Source organism: Wandonia sp., from assembly GCF_984588085.1.
On sequence record NZ_CFIGVI010000001.1, the window covers coordinates 83,045 to 99,265 of the forward strand.

Consider the following 16,221-nt stretch of genomic DNA (forward strand, 5'->3'; position numbering starts at 1 on the left):
AAAAGTTTAGGTTGTGTCAATTGGAGTAAAAATATTTACAGGTCGGGCTTCCAGTGATATCGCATCAAAGATTGCGGAATCATATGGTGTGTCACTTGGAAAAGTTACGGTTACTGATTTTTCGGATGGCGAATTCCAGCCTTCTTTTGAAGAAACGGTACGAGGTCAGGATGTATTCATCGTACAGTCAACAATGCCTCCGACTGAAAATTTATTTGAACTTCTTTTAATGATTGATGCTGCAAAACGGGCTTCGGCGCGTAAGATAATTGCAGTAATTCCTTACTTTGGGTTTGCCCGACAGGATCGTAAAGACAAACCAAGAGTTGCCATAGGAGCAAAATTAGTTGCTAATATGCTGATGGCTGCGGGAGTAAACCGAATTATGACCATGGATTTGCACGCTGATCAGATTCAGGGATTTTTTGAAGTACCGGTGGATCATTTGTATGCTTCCACTCTGTTTTATGAAGAGATCCAGAAATTGAATACGGGTAATCTGATTCTTGCGGCTCCTGATGCGGGAGGAGCAAAAAGAGCCAATTCGTATGCTAAGAAATTGGATACAGGTCTTGCCATTTGTCATAAACACCGTAAAAAAGCAAACGAAGTTGCAGAAATGACGGTGATTGGAGATGTATCGGGAAAAGATGTTATTCTGGTTGATGATATGTGTGATACGGCAGGGACACTTACAAAAGCAGCTGACTTGTTTATGAGCAGGGGAGCAAAAAGTGTTCGCGCTTTCTGTACGCATGCGGTTCTTTCCGGACCGGCGTATGAGAGAATCAATACATCAAGTCTTACAGAGCTTATCGTTACGGATACTATTCCGCTAAAAGAGAAGAGTGATAAAATCCGTGTCCTATCGACATCGGAGTTATTCGCTGACGTAATCAGACGATTGGTAAATAACCAGTCAATTAGTTCGCATTTTATTATATCATAAATCATAAACAAATGAAAGTAGTATCGTTGAGCGGTTCTCCAAGGGAGAACGTAGGGAAAAAAGATGCTAAAGCACTTAGAAGTGCTGGTCTTGTTCCATGTGTATTGTACGGAAGCGGAGAGCAGGTACATTTTTCTGCTGAGGCAGTACAGGTAGAAAAATTGATTTACACACCTGAGGTATACAAAGTAGATTTGGATATCAACGGAAGAAAATCACAGGCGATCATCCAGGAAGTACAACAGAATCCTTTAACGGATGATATTATCCACGTTGATTTCCTAGAGTTGAATGAAAATAAACCAGTAAAAGTTAGTTTGCCGGTTCGTATCAAAGGGATTGCACCTGGGGTTACATCAGGGGGGAAATTGCAACAGGTTTTCCGTAAGTTGAAATTAGCTGGTCTTCCAAAAGATATGCCTGCTGACATCACTTTGGATATTACGAAGTTGGAAATTGGTGATGCTATTCGTGTTAAGCACGTTGAGATCCCGGGAGTTCAGATTTTAGATCCTGCTAATGCGGTTGTAGTTTCTGTGAAAATGGCACGTGGTGCTAAAAAGAAATCTGCTGAAGAAGAAGCAGCGGAAGCGGAAGGATAAAAAGTATTTTCCTTATAAGAAGAATCCCTGTCGTTTGCGGCAGGGATTTTTTTGTTGAACAATATACCACTTGCGTTGTTACGTATTTTGAAGTAACTTCACTGATATGACAGATTTACTCGTCAGACATAGAATTAAGGTAATGATAGGTGTTCTACTGATTACGTATTCTGTCGGACTTGTTGGTATCCTGTCTCCTTATCAAGATTCATTTCTTAACCTTACTTTTTATCATTTATCTCTCACTTTTTTTCTGTTGGCTTTTTCATTCTACAAATTGAATAGAGCCACACTGTTGGCTTTTTCCGTAGCATTTGGAACAGGTATAGTGGTAGAGTGGATAGGTGTGCATACAAGCTTTCTATTTGGTGAATATGCATATGGTGGTAATCTGGGACCAAAATTATGGGAGGTACCTTTGATTATTGGTGTGAACTGGGCTTTGTTGTCTTCTATTTCCTGTGAGATGAGCAGGGTGCTTGTGAAAAACTTTTATTTACGGGTTCTCCTTTCTGCCACCTTGATGGTAGGCATGGATATTCTTATTGAACCAGTAGCTCATTTGATGGATTTCTGGCACTGGGAGGATAATGAGATTCCTGTGTTTAACTTTATTTGTTGGTTCGTTATCGCTCTAGGAGTGAATACAATTTACCTTAAACTGACAAAGGATAACCTGAATTATTTTTCGTTTTGGGTGTTTTTTGCTCTGGTTACCTTTTTTGTTACACTCAATCTCGCACTTTAGTCGTAAAATTCATACGCGTCCAGACGAAGTATGGTTATAAAATTGGTAGATACCTGACGAACTAGAATAGCACTGATTAAACCCGTTTTTTCGTTGTAAATTACCTGGATCTCTGTTGTATAGTTTCCGTTTCTATGAATTTCCTTGGAAGTTAAATTGTTATTTTCATCGTATGTGAATTTATACGTCACTTCCGAATTGCCCATTACAGAACTTATCGTTGTCATTTCAGCCAATAGTCCTTTTGCATTATAGGCATAAGTTGTTTTTTTTTGTCCGGAAGTAACCTTTAGCTTTTCAAGTTCTTCCAACAGATAGCTGTCTTCATTGTAATAGGAGAATTTTTCCTGAAAAGGCTTTCCGTAGCTGTTGTAATACGTTCGTTTTTCCTGTCCCGGATAGTTTTCATACGTTGAAGTTTCATAGGTGATTAAAAATTGCTTGTCACTTAAAAAGTCTACTTTGCTGCCGGATTTATTCATATCCCTGCGGAACTCTTCCCGGATGACACGTCCTGATTCATCGTATTCAAATACATAGGCATAAAACCCGCTGTTGTCTGTTCTTCGCTTGACATGAAGAAATCCTTTGGGGTTATATTCGTATTGGGTTACAACCGTATCGATTCCTCCCTTTACTTCTACAGTTTCATATTTCTGAGTCAATCGTCCTTTTTCATCAAATTCATAGACATAGATTAACTTCCCGGGACGAATCTGATCATTTATCTTCTTTGTGGAATATTGCCCTGATATTCGTTTTATTTTATTAGCACGGACATTTTCAATATTAAAAAAAGGTTCATCCGTAAATGCTTCTCCTTTGCTATTATTGAGCAATTGAGCAACTCCGGTATACCAGACAAATAGGGATAGTACTGTGATGATTACTTTCATGTACTTTTCTTTATAAACGAATTGCAGCGTGAATTATTGAGGAGTTTTAATACTTCTGAATGCTTCATCAAAACTAGAGACGGGTGCCTGACAACTTTTGTTTTCGCAAACGTACCACTTGTTTTTATCCGTTTCCAGTTTCCCGACCGTGATTTCCAGTTCTCCCTGTTGGTTTCCTCCGCATACAATGGATTCAGGGATGTAATGCAAATTCCATTCCGAAAGGGAAGACTTCCAGTCCTTCCCTCCAATAACCGTTTCATAGAAAGGAGTGGAAAAATTCATCAGTAACCAGGCCCAGTTACTATAACCGGAGCCATAATTCTCCATACCGTCATATACATTCGCAAGCATCTGCCTGGCTTTATCTGTCCATTCGTCTAGTGAGAAGTACTTACCTAGCAGAAAGAGATTGTTTGCCATTTGTGAATTTGTGGAAGGGATCACGTTGTCATTGATTTCCATTTTCCGGACAATTAGTTCGGAGTCTTTGTCTGTAAAGAAAAACATTCCGGATTTTTCATCTTCGAATTGTTCTATGGTCGTTTCTGTTAATACTCTTGCAGCAAGAAGCCATTGCTCATTGAATGTTACCGTATAGAGTGAAATCCAGGCACTGATGACAAACGCATAATCTTCCAGAAATCCGTCAATACTTGATCGTCCGTTTTTCCAGGTATGCCAAAGTGTTCCTTCTTCTTTCGTCTGGCTGCTTTTAATCCACTCAGCACAATTTATTGCGAGTTGTACATATTCCGGATCGCCAGTTACAGAATAAGCGTCACAAAGTCCGGAAATGAGCATGGCATTCCAGGATGTAAGGGATTTATCATCCAATCCGGGGGGAATACGTTTTGTGCGTACTTGTAAGAGTGTTTCAAAAATACAGTTTACGTTTTCTGTAATCTCTTCAATTGTCAGACCGGATTTTTGAGCGAATTCAGCCAAAGATTGTTTTCGGAGTAAGATGGATTTATCTTCTTCCCAAAGACCTTCATTTTCTACCTCAAACAAATCGGCAAACCAGGTATAATCATCCTGTAGAAGCTCTTTTAGCTCCTGCTCAGACCAAACGTAATATTTCCCTTCTTCTCCTTCGCTATCGGCGTCAAGTGCTGAGTAAAAAGATCCGGAAGGATCCAGCATTTCCCGCTTTAACCATGTAACAGTCTGACGAATTACCTGTAAATATTCCGGGTCCTGCGTGAGTTTGTAGCCATCTGCATATAAGGATAATAGTTGTGCATTATCATAGAGCATTTTTTCAAAATGAGGGACTTTCCAAAGTGTGTCAACAGAATATCGCGCAAAACCACCTCCGATCTGATCATAAATGCCTCCCTGTGCCATTTTGGTAAGCGTCAGCAATGAATGACGTTTAACGCGGGGATCTTCATACTTCATGGCATAACGAAGCAAAAACCGGTAATTATTTGGTAGTGGAAATTTTGGGGCCCGATTTGCTCCGCCTTCTTCATCATCAAACTGGTGTTTCCAACGAGTAACAAGCTCATGTAAACGTTCCTCTTCGAATTGAGATACAGTTGTTTTAACTTCAATCAATTCGCTTTGTTCTATTCCTTCTTTTAGGGTTCGGGCATATTCTTCTACGCGTTGCGGATCAGTCGTGTAGGTGTGAACCAGACTTCGGAGTACATGTAACCATTGTTCTTGTGGAAAATAAGTACCTCCGTATATGGGGCGTCCATCCGGAAGAGCAAAACAGTTTAGCGGCCATCCTCCGCGTTGGGTCATCAATTGCACAGCATTCATATATACCTGATCAACATCCGGTCGTTCTTCCCGATCGACTTTGATACACACAAAATGTGCATTCATATAGGCTGCCACTTCTTCATCTTCAAACGATTCTTTCTCCATGACGTGGCACCAGTGACAGGAAGAATATCCCACGCTGATCAGAACCAGCTTGTTTTCTTCTTTTGCCTTTTCAAAGGCAGATTCTGACCAGTTTACCCAGTTTACCGGGTTGTGAGCATGTTGTAATAAGTAGGGAGAAGATTCATGAATGAGCGCATTTGTGTGTTTATGTTTATCCTTCGTCATTTTTCCTCTCTTTTCGTTTTTTACGTTCTTCTTTCCTGTATTTTTTCCAGTTAATTTTCATCCCCAGCGTTCCGCTTAGCCGTTTAAAAAAACCTTCACTTTCCTTTAAAGAAACATGATTGCTGCGATAAGCAGAAGAAGGGTCAATTATCGGGTGGGGAATAGTATCAATTTTCTTAATGGTATCAAAAATGATAGGGATATGATCTACTTTGTGTGTAAAGATTCTTTTGACTCTTCGACGTACAGGGCGCATCATACCTGCCTGAAAGGGATCAGTAGCCAACGCAATTTTCTCGAATCCCTTTTCTCTTGCAAGAAGAAAACCGTAGAAGACATTTTCAGAACTGTGTTTAGCCAGTGTGTCCAGAAGAATTGCCTGTTCGGGTACGCCCAGAGCTTTTCCGTATTGTGCCATGTATATGGCTTCTACATAAGGTGAGTGTACATCAGATCCGGAATAAATAATATGTTTTGTGATTCCCTTTTTATACAGCCATGTAGACCACAGCAGACGAGCCTGAATTATTCTGTTCCAGGTGGTATCTTCTTCATTGTAAGGATAACCGGGAACGATAATTGCATCGTAAGGTGCTTTTTCAACCGCTTTTCGATAGTACTTTTTGGGAAAGAGTACATAACACCCTTGCAGAAGAAAGGCGAAAAGGAAAAAAAGTATCAGGCGGTTCAACAAAGACATTTAGTTTAAAAAAGGGATATTGAATTTACTGAGGTCTATAGATCGGGTTTCGTCAATTTCCATTTTCCGTGTAATTCCATGCACACTGCCTTTAACAGGTCCCTTAATTCGTACATCTGCCGACTTTTTTGTGGCGAGCTCAAGGATAGCTCCCATCCCTGCCCCAGCCAGATTTTTTAGTCGGGCATTGATCATAACAGGATAAGAAGCCGAACTGTTTTTCTTTATTTTCAACTTCTTATCCAGTCGTGCAATTCCTAATTCCCTGTCACCAACAAAAACCTGCAAATCGGTTGGTTTTATTTTGATGTTATATTTATTCGGATTTTCCAGTTTAACATCAAACCCGAAGGATAATTCACCATCCTGAATCTTTCCGATTTTGTAGTTTTCAACTCCTTTAAAGCTGACATCTTTGTACGAGAAACAACTAACAAATAAAGGGGTTGTAAGCAACAGGATAAAAAGAGATCGCATCATAATTTATTTCTTTAGTTCACTGTAATAATGATAGAAATACGGAATGGTTTCAATTCCTTTGAAATAATTGAAAACACCGTAATGCTCGTTGGGAGAATGGATCGCGTCACTGTCTAATCCAAAGCCCATCAACATTGTCTTTAAACCAAGTTCTTTTTCAAACAGGGCAACAATAGGAATACTTCCTCCGCTTCTGATCGGAATAGGTTTTTTACCAAATCCTTTCTCCATGGCCATCGACGCGGCTTTATATTCTTCAGAATCAATAGGAGTTACTGCAGCTTCTCCACCATGATGGGGTTTAACTTTCACTTTTACACTTTTTGGAGCGATAGACTCGAAATGCTTCTGGAAAAGCTCAGTGATTTCATCTGACACCTGACTTGGAACTAGACGCATAGATATCTTTGCATACGCTTTGGACGCAATTACTGTTTTTGCTCCCTCACCGGTATAACCTCCCCAGATTCCGTTTACGTCCAACGTTGGTCGAATAGAAGCACGTTCCATGGTCGTGTATCCTTTTTCACCGTGAGTATCTGCAATATCCAGTGCCTCACAGTATTTTTCATGACTGAAAGGCGCACGTCCCATTTCGTCACGTTCGTCACGGGATAATTCATCTACCTTGTCATAAAAACCTGGAATGGTAATATGATTATTCTCGTCATGCAGTGACGCAATCATTTGACAAAGTATATTGACTGGGTTTGCAACAGCTCCTCCGTACAAACCGGAGTGAAGGTCGCGATTGGGACCGGTTACTTCAACTTCAACATAACTTAATCCACGTAACCCTGTTGTAATAGAAGGCGTATCGTTACTCAGAATTCCGGTGTCCGAAACAAGAATGACATCAGCCTTAAGTTTCTCTTTATTTTCTTTTACAAAAATAGCCAGATTAGAACTTCCTACTTCTTCCTCCCCTTCGATCATAAATTTCACATTGCAGGCAAGTTCTCCTGAAGCTACCATCGCTTCAAAAGCCTTTACATGCATGTACATCTGCCCTTTGTCATCACAGGCACCACGGGCAAAAATGGCTCCTTCCGGATGAATAGCTGTTTTTTTAATGACAGGTTCGAATGGAGGAGAGTCCCAAAGTTCAATTGGATCAGCCGGTTGAACATCATAATGCCCGTATACCAATACGGTTGGTAGTTCCGGGTTAATAATTTTTTCTCCGTAAACAATCGGGTATCCTGCGGTTGGGCAAATTTCTACAACATCGGCACCTGCTTTACGAAGCGACTCTGCTACTGCTTCTGCTGTTGCGTGTACATCTTTTGAATAAGCGGGATCCGCTGATATAGAAGGAATTTTTAGTAAGTCAATGAGTTCGTTCAAAAAACGATCCTTGTTGGTTTGAATGTATGACTGTGTTTTGTCCATTTATGCTGTTTTTTATTTGAAAGGATGAAGTTAAGGAGAAATTTTGAATTGTAACGTGACTACGGACACAGAGGAAGTGAGTCAACTGCTACCAGATAATCCCGATTTTTCCGACAGAATTTCCCGATTCGAGAAAAGCGTGAGCCTCTCCTAACTGCTCATGTGAATACAGAGATCCAATCTCGGGATGAATCTTTCCCTGTTGGTATAAGTCAACAACTGCCTCAAGGCATAACGCCATTACTTTTGGTCGATTATCGGCTATTTTCAGCATGTTGACGCCAAGAATGTTGCGTGAAGTCATCATTAGTCCTACAGGGATCACAAGTCCCATTTTTCGAAGGAAATTCAACTGCGAGAAGATTCCCCATTTCGTGCCGGATAATTCAGCTCCTCCGAACAATACTATTCGTCCTCCGCTTCCTAATAAAGACATATCCTTCTTATAAGTACTTCCCGCTATCGGGTTGTATGATACATCCAGTCGGTCCTCTTTTAGAATACGGCGTATTTGAGTAGCGTATTCTTCTTTCGAGTAATTAATAAAATGATCTGCTCCCTGGGATAGCACGTAGTCCTTTTTTTTGTCAGAGCGGGATTTGGCAAAAACTTCTGCTCCGCGGATTTTAAGAAGTTGAATTAATGCCGTTCCGACTCCCCCGGCAGCAGAGTGAACAAGGACTTTGTCCCCCGGCAGAATATTGGTTAGTACGTTCACCATATAATAAGCCGTAACATATTGCGTGGCCAAAGCCAATGCTTTTCCGGCTTCCATATCCCCGATTACCGCATAACCATATTGTTTCGTAATAACTTCCTGAGCATAACCACCAAAACGTGTAAAAGCTACCACTCGTTTTCCCAGATGATCCTTAGGGATATCCGCACCGGCTTCTGTTATTGTCCCAACAACTTCATAACCGATTACGCAGGGAATTGGAGGAGCCTCTCTGTATTTTTTATTACGTGCCATTACATCGGCATAATTTAACCCAAACGCCTCAACCTGAATGCGTACTTCGTCCGGTTGAACCGAAGCGGGTAAGGGATGTTCTCTTAACTCAAAAGCGGTGTCAGCCTTTCCGTATTGCTTGAGATAATATGCTTTCATGGCGTAAAATTTCTTTACTTTCAAATATACTGGATAATTGAGACAATTAGTTATTTTTTTAGCTTTGTGGTAATGAGTTCGATACACATAGTAGGTGCAGGACCGGCCGGGTTAATGGCAGCCACAAGTTGTGTAGCGCGAGGAATGAAAGTACACGTGTATGATCATAAGAAAGCAGCGGGAAGAAAGTTTCTGGTTGCCGGACATGGAGGATTTAATCTCACACATAGCGAAGATTTAGCTGCTTTTTTGACGCGGTATGACCATCCTGAAATCAGAAAAATAGTACAAGAGTTTGATACCGGAAAAACAATTGACTGGTTGAAAAGTATTGGAGTTGACACCTATGTGGGGTCATCCGGGAAAGTGTTTCCGGTGAAGGGAATAAAACCGATCCATGTGCTCGAAAACTGGCTGAATGCCCTCAGGCAGTCTGGTGTAGTATTTCACTTTTCTCACAGGCTGATTGATTTTAATCAGGAATATCTGGTGTTTGATTCAGAAGGAGAACAGAAAAATGTGCAGTACGAGCATGCTGTTTTTGCTTTCGGAGGTAAATCCTGGTCGAAAACCGGTTCGGATGGTGCATGGACAGAGTTGTTTTCTGAAAAAGAGATAGGGGTTTCCTTGTTGGAACCTTCCAATTCAGGACTGGAGATGTCAGAAGCTTATCATGATCTGGAAGGTCGACCTTTGAAAAACATCCGTTTGTATACGGAAGAAGCAGAGAGAAGCGGAGAATTAGTTTTCGCTCACTATGGAATTGAAGGCTCTCCTGTGTACTTTATGAATCGATTTATCAGACAAAAGAGCTTCCCGCAGCAGATTTTCTTGGATTTAAAGCCCAACCTTTCGGCTGTTGAAATTGAGACTCGATTAGCAGGGAGTAAAAAAATAACAGACGGTTTACGAAGTATGAAACTGGACGGTGTAAAACTCGAATTACTTAAGAAAACCACAAAGAAAGTATTTACAACTCCTTTGTTACTGGCAGAGATTATAAAAAAGTATCCCCTGACAGTCTCTGGGTTTCGTCCGTTGGATGAGGTCATTTCCACATACGGAGGGGTTTTGTGGGAAGAGTTGAATGAGGATTTGTCACTAAAGAAATTTCCGAAGATAAAATGTGCGGGAGAGATGTTGAACTGGGACGCTCCGACAGGGGGATATTTGCTACAAGCGTGTTTCGCTTCGGGGTATAAAGCAGGTAGTTGATATTGCCGTCTCCTGTAAATTACGTACTATTATAGATCAAAACAAAGTTGAATAATGAAAATATACCTGGCGTTAGTCGTATTCTTTTTAAGTTCTTTTTCCTTTTCGCAGCAGATTAAGTATGAGGGATTGTGGAGCGGTTCAATGGTTCTTATGGGGCAGTCACACGAACTATTATTGAAAGTGAACAAGAACAAGAAGAAATATGAAGTTCACCTGTTGCATCCACAAGACAGCACTGCAATGGGACTTTCAGCAGATGTGGTTGAAATAGAAAAGGAGAAGTTTGAATTTGCTATTTCGGCAATAGGAGCAAAATATAAGGGAGTATTGAATGCAGAGGATGTAGTGATTGAAGGAGAGTTTGAACAAATGGGAATGAAAGCATCCTTGAGTTTTCACAGAGAACGCCAAGAAAAAAAGATCGTTGTACGCCCGCAGGAACCTCAACCTCCTTTTGCGTATCATACAAAGGAGTATACATTCAAACATATTTCTGAGTCCTTGTCATTTGGCGGGACTCTTGTTTTGCCGGAAGATACTACAGAACAGTTTCCGATTCTTGTGTTTTCTTCAGGTTCCGGAGCACAGGATAGAAACGAAGAGATGTTAGGGCACAAGCCTTTTTTAGTAATTGCAGACTACCTGGCGCGAAACGGTATTGGTAGTTTTCGTTTTGATGACAGGGGAACAGGGGAATCGGAAGGTGTTTTTCAGGGAACTTCACTTGAACAATTTGCTACCGATCTGGAGTCAGCGTATGGGTTTGTGAAAGCTAAATTCCCTGATCATCCCGTTGGACTTATTGGTCACTCAGAAGGAGGAATGCACGCCTTGATGACAGCCAAAAAACACGATGACGTTGCTTTCATTATTTCGTTGGCAGGTCCCGGAACAACCGGGAGGCAAATATTGGAAGAACAACAGTATCTGATGATTATATACGATGGTAAGTCGGAAGAAATGGCGAGATGGAATCAATCTACATTTTCCGGAATGTTGGATATTATTGATGAACATTCTCAGAAAGATGCAACAAAACTGCTGACTGATTTTTTATCCGAACAATGGGATAAAGCTCCTGAAGGTGCAACGGAGGGTACAACCAAACTTCAATTCGTAATGGGACTTTCGACTTTTCTTAACAATGAGTTCGGGCGGCAGTTTTCAAAGTGGGATGTAAAAGAGTATTTACCCTACATTGAGGTGCCTGTTCTGTCGTTGATCGGGTCTAAAGATTTTCAGGTTCCTGCTGTGTCAAATAGCCAGGGAATTAAAGACAACCTAAGTGCCGCCTCTCAGGAGAAAAGTCAGGTGGAAATTCTGGAAGGTCTGAATCATTTATTCCAGAAGTGTGATGTGTGCAATCTGACTGAATACGGAGAGCTGGATGAAACGATCAACCCGATTGTTCTGGAGAAACTGTTGAAGTTTGTTCAGTCGGTTACTTTGTAGTTCTATTGCAAAGGAACAGAATTTCGTTCTTCACCGTACTTTTGGCTGTTTTCGTAATCTGGCGTAATCAGTTTTTCCCAGTAGCCAATAGGCGTGTGATCCTTCAGAAAAATGGTTGTATAGCCTTCATACGTCATCGAATCAAAATGAATAAACCCTTGCGAATATTGCCAGCTTTGGTAATTGTTCAGGTAAACAAAGAAAACAGGAGCAATAAATAGAATCCATCGCTTTTTTTGACGGGATACCCATTCAAATCCTGCTGCCAAAGGAAATGCCATCAGGGGAAGAATATCAATCAGGGTACGTGCGCCAAAGCTTCCGCCATACCACCAACACCACCAGGAAAACGTAACGTAGAGAAACACACACAGAAAGAGTAACAGGACACGGACTGAATTTTTGTTCTTCCGATAAAGCGGGATGAATCCAAGAATAGCTAACAGCATCATGGGCGTATAGATAAACCAACCTTTTCGGAAAGAGAACAACCCTTCAAAAACATGTGGTTTTAACCAAAAGAATGATTCGCTTCCGTATGAGTAGTATAACCAGTTTCCCGATTGCATCTTCCAGAAAATTAGTTGTGGAGTCCATATTATAACAGCTGCTGCAATACTAATTAACAATTGTTTTAAAGAAAGAATGGATTGAATATACGGGATCATTCCCATGTTTTTAGGACGGTGCAGAAATACAATTGGGAAAAGTAAAAGAATGTTGATCGGTCGGATTAGAATGAGTAACCCGATTACAATGCCAAAACTTATGGAGAGAATAAACAAACGTTTGTTGTACCACAATGGAAAAATGTAGAGTGCTGCCGCCAGGAGAAAGAAATTGTGTGGGTGTGACATCCCTGTCTCATGAGTAGCATAAAAAAACAAATTCGTTCCTAGTGCCAGGGCAAGTAATGTCCACCCGGTTGTTTTATCATCAAAAAAGCGCCTGAGCCACCCGCGAAGTAGAAGAAGACCGAGTACGGAATAGATAAGTGTCGACCAGGTAATGATATATTGATACGGTCGGGAAAAACCGTCACGGGGTGAGTTTGAAATGAACTGTGTGTACCAGTCGGCGATCAGAAAAAAAGGAAGGTCCATCATGGCTTTCCCCATGGACATTTTAGGAATATAATCGCCTTGTGGTGATTTGAATGCCCAGTATTGTCCCTTTTGATTGTATTCTTTTTCATGCTTTTCGTAAAAGTTCCAAAGCGGATCTTTTTTTATGAAAGTAGCAGGTAGATACGAATAATAAATAACGACATCATTTATGATCACGCGATTTTCTCTCCAACGTGATTTCTGGTGCCCTTCGTAAAAATAAAACAGAGTAATGAAAATCAGGCAGATCAGACTGAAATGTCGTTTCAATATACCTGACAGCTTACCGATATGGAGATGGTTCACCATGCCATTACTTGAACCACCTGTATTTAAAAATACAATAGATGGCGCGGAACCCGTCTTTCCAGCCTATTTTTTTCCCTTCTTCGTAGGTACGACCGTAATACGAAATCCCAACTTCATAAATTCGAATTTTCTTGATGCGGGAAAGTTTGGCTGTAATCTCGGGTTCGATTCCAAATCGGTTTTCCTTAATTTTTATTGATTTTGCCAACGATGTGCGGATCAACTTATAGCAGGTCTCCATGTCCGTCAGGTTCAGATTCGTCATCATATTAGACAGGAAGGTGAGAAACTTGTTCCCCAAAGAATGCCAGAAGAAGAGGATTCTATGTGGGTGGTGTCCCATAAAACGGGAACCGTAAACCACATCGGCATTATCCATATAAACAGGTTTGATCAACAGGTTGTACTCATGAGGGTCATATTCCAGATCAGCATCCTGTATAATAAGGTAGTCTCCCGAACACTCCTGAATAGCGCGATTAATTGCGGCACCTTTTCCCTGGTTTTTTTCCTGACTAAAAAGACGGATATCCATTTCCGGGTTTCTTGATATATACTCTTCTACCCGTTCAACAGTTTTGTCTTTTGAGGCGTCATTGACAATGACAATTTCTTTTTGTATTCCGTGATCCAATTGAACCTCTTTTACTTTTTCAAGGATCACCTGAATAGTATTTTCCTCATTATACGCCGGTATAAGTATGGATAGCTTTTTTAATTCCATGTAGTAATTCTGTGTTCTTGTCTTTCGGATTCTTAAACAAAAGACCTTATCAATACGAAAAAGACAAAGTCTTATTGTTTAGATCCTAAATTAGTTTTCTTTTATGGCACGGATTCCAGGAAGTTCAATTCCTTCCAGGTATTCCAACATTGCACCACCACCCGTTGATACGTAACTTACTTTTTCGGCAAGCTCGAATTGGTTAATGGCAGCTACGGAGTCTCCACCTCCTATCAAAGAGTACGCACCGTTTTTCGTAGCTTCGACAATAGCGTAAGCAACATCAGCAGTTCCTTTACTGAAATTACTGAATTCAAACACTCCCATGGGACCATTCCACAGAATCAATTTTGATTGTTTGATAACATCTGCAAAAATAGTAGACGAATCAGGTCCTATATCAAGTCCCATCCACCCTTCCGGTATTTCACCAATAGGGAATAACTTTTTATCTGCATCATTATCAAATTTATTGGCTACAAATGTATCTACCGGGAGGTGAATTTTAACTCCCTTTTCCTGTGCTTTTTGTAATATATCTCTTGCTGTACCCAGAAAGTCATCTTCTACAAGTGAACTTCCGACATTTCCTCCGGTAGCTTTAACAAATGTATAAGCCATCCCTCCACCTACGATCAGGTGATCTACTTTTTCCAGTAAACGGGTTATAATAGTAATCTTGGATGACACTTTCGCTCCTCCGACGATAGCTGTCAAAGGTTTTTCAGTACTATTCAATACTTTGTCGACAGCAATAATCTCACTTTCTATCAGATAACCAAACATTTTATCATTCGGAAAGAATCGGGCAACAACCGTTGTACTGGCATGGGCACGATGAGCAGTTCCGAACGCGTCATTAATATAACAATCCCCGTGTCGGGCAAGATTCTTAGCAAAATCTTCTGTGCCGGCAGTTTCCTGAGCATAAAAACGCAGGTTTTCAAGTAATAAAACTTCTCCCGGCTTCAGATTAGCAGACATCTCCCATGCTTTTTCACCGACACAATCATCTGCAAATTTTACATCTCTGTTGAGAAGTTTTGACAAATGATGAACGATATGCTTCAACGAAAATTTTTCCTCTGGACCTGATTTTGGTCGTCCGAGGTGGGACATCAGTACAACACTCCCTCCGTTATCAAGCACGTGGTTGATGGTTTTTAATGCCGCTCGGATGCGGGTGTCATCTGTAATCTCAAAAGTTTCTTTATTTAACGGAACGTTAAAGTCAACACGTATAAGAGCGCGTTTCCCTGCAAAATCATAATCTTGTATGCCAGCCATGATACCTTAGTAAAATCAATTTTGGAGGATAAAATTAAAGGATAATTTCAAAATGACAGATGAATTTCGTTTTTCATTTGATATTTGTTTCCTGCCTCTCCTTTGTTTTTACTATTTTTGACCAAATTACAATTGCGGTTTGGATTCATTCGATTACAGGTCAGAGGGAGTTTCAGGAAAGGACAAAGAACTTGAAAAAGTGTTGCGTCCCAAACAGTTCGATGACTTTACCGGACAGAAAAAAGTAATTGAAAACCTGGAAGTATTTGTTGAAGCTACCAAAAAAAGGGGAGAGTCTTTAGATCATGTTCTATTACACGGACCTCCCGGACTTGGAAAAACAACATTGGCGAATATTATAGCAAATGAGTTGGGAGTCGGATTTAAGGTTACTTCAGGTCCGGTTCTTGATAAACCGGGAGATTTGGCAGGTCTCCTAACAAATCTTGAAGAGGGTGATGTGCTCTTCATTGATGAAATTCACCGTCTTTCTCCTGTGATAGAAGAATATCTGTATAGTGCTATGGAGGATTATGTTATTGATATTCTTATTGATACGGGGCCTAACGCGCGTACAGTTCAGATAGCTTTAAACCCATTTACACTTATCGGAGCGACGACTCGTTCCGGTTTGCTGACAGCACCGCTTCGGGCACGTTTTGGAATTAATGCCCGACTGGAGTATTATGATGCGAAAATACTTTCCGATATAGTTGAACGATCGGCTGGGATTCTGAACATTGGAATTGATGTTCCGGCAGCTTACGAGATTGCCAGCAGAAGCAGGGGGACGCCTCGTATAGCAAATGCATTGCTGAGACGTGTGAGAGATTTTGCAGAGATAAAAGGATCCGGAACGATAGATACGAAGATTACCAACATTGCCTTAGAGGCATTGAACGTTGATAAAAATGGTCTGGATGAAATGGATAATAAAATTCTTCTGACAATCATTGATAAATTCAGTGGTGGTCCGGTAGGTTTAACAACTATTGCCACAGCTGTGGGAGAGAATGCGGAAACATTAGAGGAAGTTTACGAACCCTTCCTGATTCAGGAGGGGTATATAATGAGAACTCCCAGAGGAAGAAAGGTGACAGATAAAGCGTATAAGCATCTGGGAAAAAACTCAGGGTATATGCCAGGATCTCTTTTTGGAGATTAATCGACACCGTTTTTG

General features: G+C 40.8%; 15 protein-coding genes. 6 read left to right on the forward strand and 9 right to left on the reverse strand.

Features of this window, described 5'->3' with window-relative positions; translation table 11 throughout:
• Window positions 1-13 precede the first annotated feature (13 nt).
• From AC4PL9_RS00380 to AC4PL9_RS00390, 3 genes are all read left to right on the forward strand, one after another.
• Entirely contained in the window at window positions 14-949 is a 936-nt protein-coding gene (locus tag AC4PL9_RS00380) for a ribose-phosphate pyrophosphokinase (protein WP_491602813.1), read from the forward strand.
• Between the two features lie 11 nt (window positions 950-960).
• Window positions 961-1,551, forward strand: a complete 591-nt coding sequence (locus tag AC4PL9_RS00385; RefSeq protein ID WP_491602814.1) for a 50S ribosomal protein L25/general stress protein Ctc — start codon at window positions 961-963, stop codon at window positions 1,549-1,551.
• Window positions 1,552-1,657: 106 nt separating this feature from the next.
• A complete protein-coding gene (locus tag AC4PL9_RS00390) occupies window positions 1,658-2,299 on the forward strand; it encodes a carotenoid biosynthesis protein (RefSeq protein ID WP_491602815.1) in 642 nt (213 codons plus the stop codon).
• Here the strand turns inward: AC4PL9_RS00390 and AC4PL9_RS00395 are convergent.
• The 6 genes from AC4PL9_RS00395 to AC4PL9_RS00420 all read right to left on the reverse strand — a co-directional run bounded on the left by AC4PL9_RS00395 (window position 2,296) and on the right by AC4PL9_RS00420 (window position 8,945).
• Entirely contained in the window at window positions 2,296-3,195 is a 900-nt protein-coding gene (locus AC4PL9_RS00395) for a hypothetical protein (protein WP_491602816.1), read from the reverse strand. The genes AC4PL9_RS00390 and AC4PL9_RS00395 overlap by 4 nt on opposite strands.
• Window positions 3,196-3,228: 33 nt before the next feature.
• Window positions 3,229-5,262: a thioredoxin domain-containing protein gene (locus AC4PL9_RS00400; protein WP_491602817.1), complete on the reverse strand. Its 2,034-nt coding sequence runs from the start codon at window positions 5,260-5,262 to the stop codon at window positions 3,229-3,231.
• On the reverse strand, window positions 5,249-5,953 hold the full coding sequence (locus tag AC4PL9_RS00405) for a YdcF family protein (protein ID WP_491602818.1): 705 nt from the start codon (window positions 5,951-5,953) through the stop codon (window positions 5,249-5,251). The genes AC4PL9_RS00400 and AC4PL9_RS00405 overlap by 14 nt, the downstream gene beginning before the upstream one ends.
• 9 nt (window positions 5,954-5,962) lie before the next feature.
• Entirely contained in the window at window positions 5,963-6,442 is a 480-nt protein-coding gene (locus AC4PL9_RS00410; protein ID WP_491602819.1) for an LEA type 2 family protein, read from the reverse strand.
• 3 nt (window positions 6,443-6,445) lie between these two features.
• Entirely contained in the window at window positions 6,446-7,834 is a 1,389-nt protein-coding gene (locus AC4PL9_RS00415) for a dipeptidase (protein WP_491602820.1), read from the reverse strand.
• Window positions 7,835-7,922: 88 nt separating this feature from the next.
• Window positions 7,923-8,945 carry a quinone oxidoreductase family protein gene (locus AC4PL9_RS00420; protein ID WP_491602821.1) on the reverse strand — a complete coding sequence of 341 codons (1,023 nt, stop codon included), beginning with the start codon at window positions 8,943-8,945 and terminating at the stop codon, window positions 7,923-7,925.
• Window positions 8,946-9,017: 72 nt separating this feature from the next.
• Here AC4PL9_RS00420 and AC4PL9_RS00425 point away from each other — a divergent pair, with 72 nt between their 5' ends.
• Both AC4PL9_RS00425 and AC4PL9_RS00430 read left to right on the forward strand, forming a co-directional pair.
• On the forward strand, window positions 9,018-10,160 hold the full coding sequence (locus tag AC4PL9_RS00425; RefSeq protein ID WP_491602822.1) for a BaiN/RdsA family NAD(P)/FAD-dependent oxidoreductase: 1,143 nt from the start codon (window positions 9,018-9,020) through the stop codon (window positions 10,158-10,160).
• Between the two features lie 54 nt (window positions 10,161-10,214).
• Window positions 10,215-11,615: an alpha/beta hydrolase gene (locus AC4PL9_RS00430; protein WP_491602823.1), complete on the forward strand. Its 1,401-nt coding sequence runs from the start codon at window positions 10,215-10,217 to the stop codon at window positions 11,613-11,615.
• A 2-nt stretch (window positions 11,616-11,617) separates the two neighbouring features.
• Here the strand turns inward: AC4PL9_RS00430 and AC4PL9_RS00435 are convergent, their stop codons facing one another.
• The 3 genes from AC4PL9_RS00435 to AC4PL9_RS00445 all read right to left on the reverse strand — a co-directional run bounded on the left by AC4PL9_RS00435 (window position 11,618) and on the right by AC4PL9_RS00445 (window position 15,041).
• Entirely contained in the window at window positions 11,618-13,030 is a 1,413-nt protein-coding gene (locus AC4PL9_RS00435; protein ID WP_491602824.1) for a hypothetical protein, read from the reverse strand.
• A gap of 4 nt (window positions 13,031-13,034) precedes the next feature.
• Window positions 13,035-13,754 carry a glycosyltransferase family 2 protein gene (locus tag AC4PL9_RS00440; protein WP_343784948.1) on the reverse strand — a complete coding sequence of 240 codons (720 nt, stop codon included), beginning with the start codon at window positions 13,752-13,754 and terminating at the stop codon, window positions 13,035-13,037.
• Window positions 13,755-13,844: 90 nt separating this feature from the next.
• Window positions 13,845-15,041, reverse strand: a complete 1,197-nt coding sequence (locus tag AC4PL9_RS00445; RefSeq protein WP_491602825.1) for a phosphoglycerate kinase — start codon at window positions 15,039-15,041, stop codon at window positions 13,845-13,847.
• Between the two features lie 139 nt (window positions 15,042-15,180).
• Here AC4PL9_RS00445 and ruvB point away from each other — a divergent pair, with 139 nt between their 5' ends.
• Window positions 15,181-16,206, forward strand: a complete 1,026-nt coding sequence (ruvB, locus tag AC4PL9_RS00450) for a Holliday junction branch migration DNA helicase RuvB (RefSeq protein ID WP_491602826.1) — start codon at window positions 15,181-15,183, stop codon at window positions 16,204-16,206.
• The last annotated feature ends 15 nt before the right edge of the window (window positions 16,207-16,221 follow it).

Bases quoted from the DNA above. Each gene is read 5' to 3' on its own strand.
- AC4PL9_RS00445 (WP_491602825.1), bottom strand. From the start codon at position 15,041: ATGGCTGGCATACAAGATTATGATTTTGCAGGGAAACGCGCTCTTATA.
- AC4PL9_RS00400 (WP_491602817.1), bottom strand. From the start codon at position 5,262: ATGACGAAGGATAAACATAAACACACAAATGCGCTCATTCATGAATCT.
- AC4PL9_RS00385 (WP_491602814.1), top strand. From the start codon at position 961: ATGAAAGTAGTATCGTTGAGCGGTTCTCCAAGGGAGAACGTAGGGAAA.
- AC4PL9_RS00395 (WP_491602816.1), bottom strand. From the start codon at position 3,195: ATGAAAGTAATCATCACAGTACTATCCCTATTTGTCTGGTATACCGGA.
- AC4PL9_RS00435 (WP_491602824.1), bottom strand. From the start codon at position 13,030: ATGGTGAACCATCTCCATATCGGTAAGCTGTCAGGTATATTGAAACGA.
- AC4PL9_RS00420 (WP_491602821.1), bottom strand. From the start codon at position 8,945: ATGAAAGCATATTATCTCAAGCAATACGGAAAGGCTGACACCGCTTTT.
- AC4PL9_RS00410 (WP_491602819.1), bottom strand. From the start codon at position 6,442: ATGATGCGATCTCTTTTTATCCTGTTGCTTACAACCCCTTTATTTGTT.
- AC4PL9_RS00390 (WP_491602815.1), top strand. From the start codon at position 1,658: ATGACAGATTTACTCGTCAGACATAGAATTAAGGTAATGATAGGTGTT.
- AC4PL9_RS00415 (WP_491602820.1), bottom strand. From the start codon at position 7,834: ATGGACAAAACACAGTCATACATTCAAACCAACAAGGATCGTTTTTTG.
- AC4PL9_RS00430 (WP_491602823.1), top strand. From the start codon at position 10,215: ATGAAAATATACCTGGCGTTAGTCGTATTCTTTTTAAGTTCTTTTTCC.
- AC4PL9_RS00440 (WP_343784948.1), bottom strand. From the start codon at position 13,754: ATGGAATTAAAAAAGCTATCCATACTTATACCGGCGTATAATGAGGAA.
- AC4PL9_RS00425 (WP_491602822.1), top strand. From the start codon at position 9,018: ATGAGTTCGATACACATAGTAGGTGCAGGACCGGCCGGGTTAATGGCA.